The organism is Ruminococcus difficilis, from assembly GCF_016680995.1.
This window is the reverse complement of the sequence record NZ_JAEQMG010000020.1, coordinates 1-14114: the sequence shown is the minus strand read 5'-3', so window position 1 is coordinate 14114 and position 14114 is coordinate 1. Positions and strand designations below refer to the sequence as shown.

General features: G+C 42.3%; 11 protein-coding genes and 1 pseudogene. 8 read left to right on the top strand and 4 right to left on the bottom strand.

Annotated elements, in window-relative coordinates:
- The first annotated feature begins 285 nt into the window (after positions 1-285).
- The 3 genes from JKK62_RS01210 to JKK62_RS01200 all read left to right on the top strand — a co-directional run bounded on the left by JKK62_RS01210 (position 286) and on the right by JKK62_RS01200 (position 2611).
- Complete coding sequence (locus JKK62_RS01210; protein ID WP_201426596.1) at positions 286-681, top strand: hypothetical protein; 396 nt, start codon at positions 286-288, stop codon at positions 679-681.
- Positions 638-1234: a dynamin family protein gene (locus tag JKK62_RS01205; RefSeq protein ID WP_201426595.1), complete on the top strand. Its 597-nt coding sequence runs from the start codon at positions 638-640 to the stop codon at positions 1232-1234. Before JKK62_RS01210 ends, JKK62_RS01205 begins: the two co-directional genes overlap by 44 nt.
- Before the next feature lie 249 nt (positions 1235-1483).
- Positions 1484-2611 (top strand): hypothetical protein, encoded by a 1128-nt coding sequence (locus JKK62_RS01200; protein ID WP_201426594.1) that lies wholly within the window; start codon positions 1484-1486, stop codon positions 2609-2611.
- A 145-nt stretch (positions 2612-2756) separates the two neighbouring features.
- Here the strand turns inward: JKK62_RS01200 and JKK62_RS01195 are convergent, their stop codons facing one another.
- The 3 genes and pseudogenes from JKK62_RS01195 to JKK62_RS17415 all read right to left on the bottom strand — a co-directional run.
- The gene (locus JKK62_RS01195; RefSeq protein WP_201426593.1) at positions 2757-5918 is read right to left on the bottom strand and encodes a leucine-rich repeat protein; all 3162 of its coding nucleotides are present in this window, start codon (positions 5916-5918) and stop codon (positions 2757-2759) included.
- 90 nt (positions 5919-6008) lie between these two features.
- Positions 6009-8606 (bottom strand): fibronectin type III domain-containing protein, encoded by a 2598-nt coding sequence (locus JKK62_RS01190; protein WP_201426592.1) that lies wholly within the window; start codon positions 8604-8606, stop codon positions 6009-6011.
- 238 nt (positions 8607-8844) lie between these two features.
- A pseudogene (locus JKK62_RS17415) lies at positions 8845-9039 on the bottom strand (IS3 family transposase); the annotation flags it as partial.
- A gap of 145 nt (positions 9040-9184) precedes the next feature.
- On the opposite strand from JKK62_RS17415, the gene JKK62_RS01180 reads away from it, so the two are divergent.
- Positions 9185-9346: a hypothetical protein gene (locus JKK62_RS01180; protein WP_201426591.1), complete on the top strand. Its 162-nt coding sequence runs from the start codon at positions 9185-9187 to the stop codon at positions 9344-9346.
- On the opposite strand, the gene JKK62_RS01175 is transcribed toward JKK62_RS01180, so the two are convergent.
- Positions 9343-10638, bottom strand: coding sequence for a relaxase/mobilization nuclease domain-containing protein (locus JKK62_RS01175; protein ID WP_201426590.1), 1296 nt, complete (start codon positions 10636-10638; stop codon positions 9343-9345). The genes JKK62_RS01180 and JKK62_RS01175 overlap by 4 nt on opposite strands.
- Before the next feature lie 69 nt (positions 10639-10707).
- Between JKK62_RS01175 and JKK62_RS17915 the strand changes: the two genes are divergently transcribed.
- The 4 genes from JKK62_RS17915 to JKK62_RS01150 all read left to right on the top strand — a co-directional run.
- Positions 10708-11439, top strand: a complete 732-nt coding sequence (locus JKK62_RS17915; protein ID WP_366502806.1) for an ATP-binding protein — start codon at positions 10708-10710, stop codon at positions 11437-11439.
- A complete protein-coding gene (locus JKK62_RS01165; protein ID WP_201426589.1) occupies positions 11439-12131 on the top strand; it encodes an HNH endonuclease in 693 nt (230 codons plus the stop codon). The genes JKK62_RS17915 and JKK62_RS01165 overlap by 1 nt, the downstream gene beginning before the upstream one ends.
- Positions 12124-12498 (top strand): DUF6985 domain-containing protein, encoded by a 375-nt coding sequence (locus tag JKK62_RS01160; protein WP_201426588.1) that lies wholly within the window; start codon positions 12124-12126, stop codon positions 12496-12498. The genes JKK62_RS01165 and JKK62_RS01160 overlap by 8 nt, the downstream gene beginning before the upstream one ends.
- Before the next feature lie 1065 nt (positions 12499-13563).
- The coding region (locus JKK62_RS01150; RefSeq protein ID WP_201426586.1) for a tyrosine-type recombinase/integrase at positions 13564-14114 on the top strand (551 nt) is incomplete at its 3' end.

Here is a 14114-nt window from a genome sequence, read left to right as displayed (position 1 = left end):
AAAAGAGCGGTTACGCACCTCTGTATGCGCGCGATACAAGGGATTCCATCATCATTTTCAGTCTGGAACATCACATCGGCATCGTCAATACAAATATTAAGCTCGGAGAGTATAGTCTTAAGATATTGGAGTGATAGTGGAGCAGCTTTTTCAATAAAACTATTGGAATATACAATATGTATGAAAAATCCAGAATCATATTGATTTTTATTGATAGAGTTGATATAATTATACTGCATTAAACTTCATTTAGCTGGTTCTTGTTGCTTTTGAAAGGGTGTTAGTATGTCGACAATTAATAAAATGAGGATAATCTGCGATCCGTATGCCAAAACTATCGAATATAAATGGTATGACCCCGGCGAAGGCAAATATGTCGGATTGGAAGAGTACAGTTCTGAACTGGTCAGCGACAAGTATATTTATGCCACAATCCAAAACCGCGCGTTTGAAATCCTGGATATCATTAACCGCAATTTCAATCGTGGCAATATTGGCTTGGAGATTGATTTCATCGGTAACGCGGACGATTACGGTGATTTCTGCCGTGTTATTACGCTGTATTATCCTGATAGCTGCATAGTCTGCACCAAAAATTCGTCTTTTTATTGGGACGCTGATTATGTCATGAAAGAGATTGGACAGGTTTGCCCGTATCAAGACCACGCTGGAAAAATATGAGGAAAGCAGTATCGTTGAGTTGATCCAGAAATATGAGGATACCATCAAACCGTCTGTTTCTGTTTGCGTTCTGGGTTTGTACAGCGCCGGCAAATCCGCTTTTATCAACAGTCTGATTGGCGAGGATATTCTTCCGAGCGGATCCGATCCAACTACCGCGAAGGTGTTTCGGATCAATTGCTCTGACTCATACAGTGTTTCCTTTGAGCTTGATGACAGCTTCATTTCAGTTTGCTATGGTGACGACGTTTCTGTTCTTGGAATTTCCGATTCAGTGATGCAGGAAGAATTATTATCGAAGATTAGCTACAACGGAAATCCTGTTTTAGGTATGAACAGATTGATTTCTATGCTGAATCAGGAAAAGCTGGTGGACGGTGAGAAGCATAAGGTTGGAGAGCTTATTGATATTTCCGTTCCGTTTGTCCGTTCTTCTTTACCCGTAGGAAAGTTTGATTTTGTGATTTATGATACACCCGGCTCCAACTCTGATACCAACAAAAAGCATCTGGAAATTTTGGAGTCATCTCTTGACAGCCAGACAAAAGGCTGATACTCATAAGGATGATTTGAAAACACCGGAGAAACAGCCGATTGGGAGCCCAAAACAGGACACCGTACAGAGTAAATAATTCTGTGCGGTGTTTTTCTATGTGCAACTCCACTACTATTTGCAGAATATTTTTGGATTGCGCACTACTTTCAAATATGGTAAACTATATTTATGATATAAATTGAGTCGTGCAGGTTTCTGCGTGATTCATTTTTGGGCACCCATTTTGATTTCGAGGAGGACAAAGATATGAGAAAAGCAATTGCGGTTATGATAGTAGTTCTTTTTATCAGTTTAACAGGATGCAACCAGACCGAGAATAACACTTCGGCTGCCACAAAGTCGACCACAGAGGGAGGAACATCCGTGCAACCTACTTCTGAAATTTCGACGAGCATCGCCACGACTACCGTCGCGCCTGCAACAACTTTAAGAGAATACACTGCGGAGGAATTATCTGAAATGACTGTTCCCAAAATAATTGATATTATGGGCGGAGAGTTTCGTTTTGACCAAAGCAAAGGCGTTATTTGGTATTCCGACGGTGGTTTCTATATTTATAATGATGAAAAGCTCCCCGGATTTGTTTTTTACATTGACGAAGCGCAGGAAGACTATCAAAATCTTAAGAATACGGAAGGCGAAAATAAGGCTAATGTGCAAATCCGCGAAAATCTAAAAAGCGGAAAATATCAAACTATAAGCTTTATTGCAATGTATGATTCCGCGAAGCTGAACGATTCTATTTCTGCAGATATGAACTATCAACAATTCATTGCATCCTATGGTTACGCACCCACCGGTGCCATTCCGCCAAATGAGCGTGTTGGGCATATATTGCGATATGATAAGGAGCGAATCAAAACCATCCAGGTATATTATAATTATTCCGGAACAAAACACAGCTCAACCGAGAAAGAAGATGACGATGAAATGAATCGGGTCAATCCGGATATTTACGCCATTGTCGCTCTGCCTCAAGAATTAGCGATTCCCGAATATAATGATTCCGGTTCCGGGAAATATGATAAATACCTCGGCAGTTGGGGAAACACCGGTGAAATCGGGCGCGGATATAATGTCGTGATTTTCTCGGTTGAAGACAATAAAATTGAGTGTTCGATGAGTTTATCCGGTTCAACAGGACACATCGCTACTGTTCCCAAGAGCACTCTTTTTATTGAAGATAATGTCGCGCATTTTGATTATACCGATTCGTGGACAAACAAAGGCAGCGGAACGCTGACTTTCGATGGCGACACTATTATTTTAGAAGCGGATATTACGGAACGCAGTTCAATGGGATACGGTTTTATGACTGTTGATCAGATTGAATTAACTAAAATCAGCGATTCAACTGCTGATGCGTTTATGTGAATCTGTGCATCATATATATTTCAGTGATTCTGAAAGATGAAGGAAATTAATCCTAAGATAGCTCAATTTATTGTATTGTCAAAATAATCATACTAAATGCCGACAGAACATCTGCTCTGTCGGCATTTTTTGTAATTATTCTAAATTAATGTTTGGTATAGGTGAAAGCGTTATAAGCGTCAAGCATCTGGCGGCGTTTCTCTGCTTTCGAAAGCGGATTCCACTCATACTGGATAACAAATTTACGCTTCATATTGCAATCTACGCAATTCTTCAATTTGTTCGAGTTGATGGTATTGTACTGTACTTCAGTAATCTCCTTATGATTTCCGATTCCCTTGTAATAGCCGTCGGCACCGTTATAATAATGATATTCATCCTTTCCGCTGGGTGAACGCCATGCTACATTTACAAAACATGCAGAATAATAATCAGATGTAATGCGGTTATTGGCATACGTGAGTGAGTAGTTGTATATTTTCCGGTTATTCACTGTGCCCTCTGCACAAACTGCGGTTCCGACAATCAGATATTTTTTCGTGCTGGTATTATAGAAATATTGGAAGTTGTTGTTTTGAATGAACTCCTCGTTGGCAGGCACTTTGACGACTTTGCCATTTTTATAGGTGTAGACAACCGCATCAAAGTTTCTCATCGTGCCGCCTTCGCGCTGGACAATGAATTCATTAACGCCGTCAAAGTCCAAATCCATAAATGTGAATCCGGATTGAGCCACCATTCCCCTGTAATCTTCAAACGACCAACTGTCAATGGTATCCATCAGCTTGTCAATGTAGTCCGCTTTTGCGTTAACGTACTTTATCGACTTCCCTGCGTTATCATAAAGGCTTGTGTAGATTTCACCCGAAGCGTCAACACAGCGCACGGTGTAGGTGTAAGTGCTTCCCGAGCGCACGTCATCATCAGTGAATGAGGTTGCGGCGGTTGTGGCAAGACGCTTCCAACTGCCGTTTGCGCCTTTGTAGAATACGCGGTACTGAGCTGTTCCCGAAACCTTGTTCCATTTGATTTCTACACCATTGTCTGTACTTTTGAGAGAGGTAATTTGCGGAGTAGTGAGCCAAGGAACTCTATAGGTGTATTTCCAGCCGTTGGTGTTGTAGCGGCTGACAAAATCTCCGTTGGCGTTAATACAGCGCACTGTGTATGTATAGGTTCCGCCGTCACGGACGTCATCATCGACAAAGATGTTGCCGGTGGTATTGCCCATGCTCTTCCAGCCGTCTCTTCCAAGATAGAACACACGGTATCCGTAAGCGTTTGCAACCTTGTTCCATGTGATTTTTACGCCGTCAAAGGTGCTTTCAAATTTGGTGATTTGCGGTGTGGCAAGTTGAGGCTTGACATACGTATATTTCCAGCCGTTTGTATTATAGCGGCTGGTGAAGTTGCCGTTTTGACCGATACATCTGACGGTGTATGTATAAGTGCCGCCATCACGAACGTCATCATCAACAAAGGTGTTGCCGGTGGTATTGCCCATGCCTTTCCATCCATCTCTTCCAAGGTAGAATACCCGGTAGCCGTAAGCTCCGCTGACTTTGTTCCATGTAATTTTGACGCCTTCAGCGGTGCTCTCGAATTTGGTGATTTGCGGAGTAGAAAGCTGAGGCATTAAATACGTGTAATTCCAGCCGTTATTGTTGTAATCACTGACGAAATTACCGCTTTTATCAATGCATCTAACGGTATAAGTGTAGGTCACTTCATCGCTGACGTCTGTGTCAACAAAGAATGTTTCGGTTGTATTGCCCATTCCTTTCCAACCGTTCCTGCCTTTGTAGAACACGCGATATCCATATGCATTACTGACTCTGTTCCATTTGATTTTGACGCCGTCGGAGGTGCTTTCAAATCCGGTGATCTGAGGTGTGGCGAGCATTGGCGGATTGTATGTCGCGGAGATTCCTTTGCTGTCAAACGAGCCTGTGTACACGTCGCCCGCGGAGTTGATTGGTCTGACAGTATAGGTATAAGTTGAGCCTGACTTTACGTCGTCGTCTACAAATGAGGTGTTGACCGTATCGCCGAGACGCTTCCATGAGCCGTTCGAACCCTTGTAAAATACACGGTATTTTTCTGCGTATTGAACCTTGCCCCAAGTAATCTTGATGCCGTTGCTTGTGCTGACGGCGGATTTTAGTTTGGGGGCAGGGAGTCCCTCATATGCTTTGTATTCATTAATGCGGTTAGAAAAGGGAATGTCATTATTGTTAGCAAACAGTTCAGCAACTGAACCAGAACTTCCATAAATCTGATATTGACCTTGTCCGGGAATGAATTTATATTGATACGACTTGCCATATGCCATATCGCCAATGTATTCCACGTTTGCTGGAATATAGAGCTTTCTTAGACTATCACAATTCACAAACGCCTGCGCACCGATGGCTTTTAAGGTGTCAGGAACCGATAATACTTTTAAGCCTACTTTTGAATTTGAGAACTCCCAAAAAGCATTTTCGGCAATCCCAACAGTATCATTATTCAGTACAACTTTATCGGGCACGGTTCCTTTGTATTTGTATAGAACCTTGCCTGCATATACACTGCCGTTGGATTTAGAATTATACCATGAAGTTCCTTCAAATGCATCTCTGCCAATGCAGCACAAAGAAGATGGTAAATTAATAGATTTTAAGTTATTACATTTATAGAAAGCTAAGGGAACTATACCGTACGTTCCGTTCTTAATATTAAGCGTGTAGTTGGATGGCATAGTCCCCTTGTATGTGTAGGCAAAATTGCCAACATACACTACTCCATTTGGCTGTGCGTTCAGCCAAGCAGTGTTATCAAAAACACCAGCGCCCATGTACTTTATGTGAGATGATATATTAATAGTATTAAGCGAAGAACAACCTTTAAAAGCAGCCCAATGAATCTCGGAAACACTATCTTTGATGGAAAGTGTTTTTAATTTTGTTGCTTTTTTAAATGCGGCGCCTGAAATACCAATTACATTATTTCCAATTGTAACAGAAGTTATGTTTTCAATACCAGTTAACGGAAATCCTTCACCTGTGTTTGGAGTATTATCTCCAACGTATCTAACAGGATAACCATCTAATTTGGCAGGAATGGTTACGCTTTTTGATGTTCCCGTATAGCCGGTAATCATTGCGGATTCACTATAAACCTGATATATGAATCCATTACTCATGTGTGTCGTTTCTGTACCGACGGATTCCTCTGTATTAATTGCTCCGACATTGATTGCTGTACCGAAAACTACACTTAGCATAATTGCCAGTATTAATAGTATGCTGATAAATATTTTTTTCATATAAGCAACTCCCCGCTATGTTCGTAATCTTAGTCTTATATTTCTTTTATTAGATGATTTAACAACTATTTGAGTTATAATTATTTTCAATTAATGCTTGGTATAGCTGAAAGCATTATAAGCGTCAAGTATCTGTCGGCGTTTCTCTGCTTTCGAAAGGGGGTTCCACTCATACTGGAGGACAAATCTACGTTTCATATTACAGTTTACACAGTTCTTTAGCTTGTCAGAGTTGATTCTGTTGTACTGTGCCTCGGTAATCTCCTTCTGATTTCCGATTCCCGGGCGATATCCGGCTGCACCGTCGTAATAGTGATATTCGTCTCTGCCGCTGGGTGAACGCGCAGCAATATTTAGCCAGTATGCCGAGTAATACTCTGTTGTGATACGATTATTAGCATAGGTAAGCGTATAGTTTAAAAGGGAACGGTTATTCATTGTGCCTTCTGCTCGAATCGCTTCACCAAAAATATAATATTTTTTTGTACTTGTATTATAGTAATAATCAAGCTTCATGTTCTGTATAAATTCCTCATTACTAGGTACTTTTGTAACTTTTCCGTTTTTGTAGGTATAGACAACTGCGTCATGATTTAGCATTGTTCCTCCGGCACGCTGAACAATGAACTCATTTACACCATCAAAATCCAAATCCATGAAAGTAAACCCGGATTGTGCTCCGTTTTTTATCATGTCGCTATATGACCAACTGTCAACGGTATCCATCAGCTTATCGATATAGTCCGCTTTTGCGTTAACGTACTTTATCGACTTGCCTGCGTTGTCGTAAAGGCTTGTGTAGATTTCACCCGAAGCGTCAACACAGCGCACGGTGTAGGTGTAAGTGCTTCCCGAGCGCACGTCATCATCAGTGAATGAGGTTGCGACGGTTGTGGCAAGCCGCTTCCAACTGCCGTTTGCGCCTTTGTAGAATACACGGTACTGAGCTGCTCCCGAAACCTTGTTCCATTTGATTTCTACACCATTGTCTGTACTTTTGAGAGAGTTGATTTGCGGAGTAGTGAGCCAAGGAACTCTATAGGTGTATTTCCAGCCGTTGGTGTTGTAGCGGCTGACAAAATCTCCGTTGGCGTTAATACAGCGCACTGTGTATGTGTAGACGCCGCCGTCCTTTACATCCGTGTCGAGGAAGGTGTTTGTTGTAACGTTGCCCATGCCCTTCCAGCCGTCTCTTCCAAGATAGAACACACGGTATCCGTAAGCGTTTGCAACTTTATTCCATGTGATTTTTACGCCGTCAAAGGTGCTCTCAAATTTGGTGATTTGCGGTGTAGCGAGCTGTGGCTTGACATAAGTATATTTCCAGCCGTTTGTGTTGTAGCGGCTGGTAAAGTCTCCGTTTTGATTGATACATCTGACGGTATATGTATAAGCGCCGCCGTCACGGACGTCATCATCAACAAAGGTAGTGTCCGTGGTATTGCCCATGCCTTTCCAACCGCTTCGTCCAAGGTAAAATACCCGGTAACCGTAAGCACCGCTGACTTTGTTCCATGTAATCTTAACGCCTTCAGTGGTACTCTCGAATTTTGTGATTTGCGGCGTTGCAAGCTGTGGCTTTAAATAAGTGTACTGCCAGCCGTTATTGTTGTAATCACTGACGAAGTTACCGCTTTTATCAATGCACCGGACGGTATAAGTGTAGGTCACTTCGTCGTTGACGTCGGTGTCAATAAAGAAGGTTTCGGACGTGTTACCCATTCCTTTCCAACCGTTTCGACCTTTGTAGAACACGCGATATCCATATGCATTACTAACTCTGTTCCATTTGATTTTTACGCCGTCGGAGGTACTTTCGAATCCGGTAATCTGAGGTACAGCGAGCATTGGCGGATTGTATGTCGCAGAGATTCCTTTGCTGTCAAACGCACCTGTGTACACATCGCCCGCAGAGTTGATTGGTCTGACGGTATAGGTATAGGTTGAGCCGGATTTAACGTCATCGTCTACAAACGAGGTATTGGCTGTATCTCCGAGACGCTTCCATGAGCCGTTCGATCCTTTGTAAAATACACGGTATTTTTCAGCGTATTGAACCTTGTCCCACGTAATCTTGACGCCGTTACTTGTGCTGACAGCAGATTTTAGTTTGGGGGCAGACAAGTTAGATGGATAAAAGGCAGTATTATTCTTAATGACCTGCACATAATCAGCGACTGAGTTTTTATCTGTGTTCGTCCAATTATATATTACTGAGATATATGGTGTGTAATTAAACTCGATACACATTTTATAATCATCATAATGTACTTGGTCGTTTGCCGTATAATAATGCGTTGTATTCGCGCGAAGAATCTGGTTATATGTGGAGCGATTGGTTAATCCATCAAATAAATATATAGTAAAACCGTTAAGCGGATAAATATTTACTACAAAAATCTTATCGTTTCTATCCATACCAAACATATATGGAATATTTGCGTTATTGTAGTAAATATAAGGTGTTTGACCGCCGCCGGGCATTGTAGTGGTACGGTAACCACTTCCGTAAGTGTTGACAATAGCTTGCTTTGATTTGCCGATCATTGAGAGAGGATCATTTGTATTCAGCGTTTCTGCTCCCACAGTAATGTCATCTTTTGCTGCATTGGCATAAACAACAGAAATGGATGTGATGCTCATAATGAGCGCTAAGATTAGTGTTAGGCTGATGAGTTTTCTTGTCATATTCATGCTCCTTTACATTACCCGTTTAGAACGGTTTTCTATAAAAATTATATGATATTTTTATTCAATTTACAAGAATTTTACAACGAATAGCTGATGGTTTGTAAACGCCGACAAATGGGAATCTGTTTATATGTGCAATAGTGACAAAACGGAAGGTTATTTTTCTATGACGTGACCCCAAAAAGTTGGACTTAGATTTACAAAGCGTAGTAGTTTAGCGACTACTGCGCTTTTGTTATGCAGCTAAAAGATTGAGTCTGTAGTTGACAGGACTCAACCAGCCAAGCTTTTGCTTGATTCTTTTTGTGTTGTAGTATTTGATGTATTTTTCGATTGCTTGTTTCAGTTCATCAAAGCTTTAGTATACTTTACCGTAATACATTTCTTGCTTCATAATACCAAAGAAGTTTTCCATAACCGAGTTATCGTTGTTTTTAGTAAAATAAAAGTGCATAAAATGGGCACGAAAAGTGCATAGGCTGGGCTGATAAAAAAAGCCATTGTCAGCACCTGAAAAATCAGTTACTCTTTAGGGTACAGAAAAAACCTAAGGAGTTGAAGAAAGGGTGTTGAAAATGGCTCAACAACAGTATATCAAACATCTCTACGAAAAGGAAGAGAAAAGTTTGGCGGAAATCGCCAGAACAACAAATCTCAACTATCGTACCGTCTGCAAGTATGCACTTAGGGACGATTGGAGTGAAGACAAACTGCCGAATCTTGAGCCGGAGAGTTAAAAAGCAGGAGATACTGTTCTCAGTAACATGGGAAAGATTTCGTGCGTAAATCTTGAACAGTTGACCGAAGAATACGCCGCGCTTAACCGTAAACTCACGGAGCTGTTAGACAGAAAGAGGTGGTCGGCATAGCGGTTGTTACTATCATTGCGCGGAAGAAAACGCAGACCCGTCAGGGCTTGTGGGGGTTCACCGCCTGTTCCTCCGATGAGAGTTGCTGTGAGAAGCTCTCGCTCGCTTTCCCAACCTGTGATTGGAAGGTTTCCATTGAGGTCGAGGTCGACGCTTGAATCTGCTCCGCTTGCTCCCGAAGCGTCTCCTGAAACGCCGTCAGGGTCTGTTCCGTCTGCTCGGTTCGTGCTGTCAGCTGCGCCAACTGTTCCTCCTGCATATCCGAGAGGTCGCTCCATGTTGCCAGAGTTTTCAGCGATTCCGCTATCGAACCGAGCATATTGATTTGTGTCTGCTGGAGTTGCACCATTGCCGTCCACGACCTCTCCGGTACGGAAACGAATCTCGTCGTCTGCTTTGCTACGTCCAGATTTCTCTGTGCCTGTGCCTTCAGCTCGGGCAATGATTTCTTTTCTGATTCTGAATTCATCTTCCATATTCTTCTTCAAATATTTTTCCTCATGCAACCGAATATCCCTGCATGGCTTGCCGTTCGGGCAGGTGTAGGTGAGATATTTGTGCGTATCCTTCCATTTGACCTTATAACCTTCCATCTCCATCAGCTCGATGAAGTGCTTTTTGCTGACGGCGTAGCGCATCGCTTCGTCGATCGCAATCGCCAAATCCAACTTCCAGCTCTGACCTTTTTCAGCTACATGATACTCTGCGGTGGACATACCTTTGACCTTTTTGCTCTTGGGAACGACCACCGAAAAGCCGTATTCCATACAGAGCTTGTCCGAGGCGTCGCGCAGACGTTGGATTTCATGGTTGTCGGAATGGAACTTCAAACCAGTCTCGGCGTTCACCGAATTGAGAATGAAATGCGAATGTATGTGGTGACGGTCGACGTGAGTAGCGACCAACACCTCGTAGCCCGGGAAGTTTTCTTCGGCAAAACGCAGAGCAATTTCGTGCGCGGTCTCGGGTGTAATCGGCTCGTCCGGATGGAAGGATTGCATGATGTGGTAGTACTGTCTGCCGCCCGGTTTACGGTATTGCAGCTTGGTATTCACCATTTCGTTGAACGCAGATTGCGCCACGCAGTTGACTCCGGTGACTAACTTTCTTCCGTTGTGCAAGGTCTTTTTATCCTGCATACAGTAGTGAAGCAAGCGCATAATCTGTTGAGGAAAACGTCAATTGTTCAGTCGCAGGAAAGCTCTAACCTTCAAGGCAAATCGGTAGAAATGCTGACAAATGCTATCGCGGAAATGCGCACTTACGGCGAGGGATTCATTATATCCGATCAGGCGCCCGATCTTCTTGACGACGCTGTCATTCGCAATACCAACACCAAGCTGGTATTCCGCTTGCCGGACGAAGCAGATTGTGAGCGCGTTGGAAAATCAATTGCTCTCAAGTCAGAACAAATCCGTGAGCTTACCAAGCTGCCCTCATTTGTTGCGGCTGTTTACCAAAATGACTGGGTGGAAGCGGTGCTTTGCAAATCTGAAAGGTTTGATCATGAAAAGCCTTTCAGATATCAGCCTATAGATAGCAATTCTATGATTTCGGAGTTCTTATCAGGTATTTTTCTCTCTTCGGAAACAATAGAAATAGATTTCTCTAAGAAATCATTTCTAAGCGGATGGATAGAAAGATTAGATGTATTAGATGATACAAAACACATTTTACACAAGGCGTTAGAAACGAAACCTCTGGATGACTTTGAGAAATGTCATGTTGCGTACAATCTATTTGGAGGAAAGAAAGTTGCGTCAATTCTGGAAGATGCTGAAAACCCGACTCAAGGTATGAAAAAAGCACATAGTTATATAGATGAAAGATACTCGTTGAATAATGATGCTTTATCAGAACCTATCAGGAAATATATATGGTTTACAATTTATTCGGACGAACGATATGCCGGGGTTTCCGAACGATATAAAGTGTTTGAATCGAAATGGAGGGGGTTTTAATGGCTTTTTGGGCAGCAGGTGCGGTAATGGGGAAAGTCGCGGAAACAACTGCGGAAGTGGCAGAAGCAACTGTTGTCAAAACGGTTGAAACAGTTGCCGAAAAAGCCGTCAAGGTATCTGATCTTCTTCCTGAAAATCTGACATTCTTATCAGACTTATCCAAATCTCTGCAGGACAGAATTAATCCGTTCAGTTCTATTGATAATCCGTTGTTTTCTAAGCTGGAGGAACGAATAAAGAATACTCCGCTCGAAGGGAGCGGGGGACATTGGTTAGGTGAGAGAGGATTATCAAAATGGAAACCGACAGACTCTAAAGTGAAAGAAAAATTGGCAAAATACGGACAGGATGGAATTGAATTCAAAAACGGTGTTGCGGATTTTTCAAAGGTATCCGAACAGACGGTTGAAATTGAAGGTATGACTGATATCCGTCAAAGCAACTTCAACAAAGCTGATTCTAAATGTGCCGAAGTGTGGAATAAAGAAATGCATAATGGCAGAAGTGAATGGACTGCTCAACAGGTAAAAGAATATCGCCAGGAAAATACATTATCTTGGCACGAATGCAGCGATATGAAACACTGTGATCTGGTTTCAAGGGATATTCATCAAAACGTGAGACATAAAGGCGGAGTATATGAATGCAAACTGCGCGACGGTGTGAATATAAGGAGTAGATTTGATGCGTAAAACACTAACGATCTGGGGAAGAGAATTTGAATTAAGGGTGACATTTGACTGCTTTGACAATGAAGAAGTATTGCCGATTCAGGAACAGGCTTTGGAAGCGTTTTTGAAAGCTGATGCAGCTATTGAGGACAGCAAAAAGCGGGTAGAAAACTATATCCTTAACGATGACTTTGCCGAGCTTGAAAGCGATTCGGTTGATAATATCTTCAAATATGTGAATCCAACCGATATCTATCTTCCGAGAACTACTGAAATCCGCTCAGCAGCTCTCTTTTGCGATTATCGCTTCGATGAAGAACACGGTATTGCCATTGTCTTTGAAAATGAAAAATTCATAGAAATCGGCACGCAGGATATTGTACTGTAACGGGTCAAAAATTGAGCCGCATAAACAAAGAAAAGGATTTTATCTAAAAACGAAAACCCAGTAACAATTTCTTTTCTGCTATGCTGAAAGCGCTGACAGGAGTTGTGACAGCTTTATATTTTAATCAGCGAACGCTGCACTTGACATGACTTGTTGAGTGCAGCGTTTTATACTTTATCGAGAAGAAATTTAGATTTATGATGGGGGTAAAATTAAATTGGTTTTCGTTGGGTGAGACTGCCTTGGTATTTATGTATACTTACTCGGAAAAGTATCAGCCAAGGTTTTTAGAAGGGGATAAATCGTCTCTTTCCAACCTAATGAAAAATTGCTGGTCTTTTGATGCTGTTCCAAAATCTTTTGCAGGTTTTGACCTCAATTTTGCATAAATCACTTTAACGACTTGCAAAAATCAAAACACGAAAAAAGGCTTGAAACCGATGTTTCAAGCCTAGGAAATCCAGTAATCATGCGGGGAATTAAGTATCGGTTCCCGTTTGGAGACCGCTGCTCTACCAACTGAGCTATACCCCTAAGTGTTCTGTTGCTGCGTGGTGAGCCTCGCTCACTTGCAGGAAATATGATACCACAGACACGCGGTTTTGTCAAGCGTTTTTCAACACAAAAACGCCGATTTGAGTAAGAACTTGTATTACCGCGTGTGATACGCACGTCATGCGCATTTCACTCTATCAAAAATCGCGTATGACCAACCTGAATATCGCACGTCATTGTCGTAGATTTTGACCACTGCTCGACCACGTTTTCATAGTTGAATACCACACGCCTTTTTTCAGCGGCTGCGATGCGACTGGATAATACGAAAATAGCATGGAAACGCTCTTGACACGTTCCCTCAGATACGATATAATAAATATGGACAGAGGAATAGAATTATCATCCCTATAGCTTGACAAACGCCAAGTTATAGGGATTTTTCATTGAAGCGATATGGTTGGTAATACACAAAAAGTCAAGAGAAATCTTGTTAGGGTATTCGCTGGATATTGACCACTGCTTGTGGTATTGTTGTGGTTACCCAAAAAACAGAGGAGTGTTTAAAGCATGAAAAGAGAATTACTGGACAACGGCAATATATGGCAGAAAAGCGATGGACGTTGGATAGGTCTGGTGCGGTACAAGGATGAATTCGGCGAAACTCAGCGTAAGAGTTTTTCGAGCAAGAAGAAAAAGACACTGCAAGCGAAGATAACGGAATATGTCAAAAACTTCAATGAACAGGTCGCCAACTCGGATGAATCAAAAAAGCCTTTGAAAGATAGCATGAAAAACTGGCTGGGGGTGTATAAGTTCCCGGAGGTTGAGAGAACGACATATGATCGTTATGAATGCACAGCCGAGCACCAAATCTATCCTTACATCGGCAACAAGCCTGTCGGAGATGTTACTCCTGCCGATATTAAGAAACTACTCACTAAGCACATGAACGCGGGATACGCCTTCACAACGAGCAAGAAAGCGTACTCACTGCTCAAGATGTTCTTCAAGCAGCTATATCAGGAAGGCGCGATACCGAACAATCCGATGTCACTGATTGATATGACGAAAAAGGACAACTACCTTGCCGCGCAGAACAAGGAGAGCAAGCCGCAGTG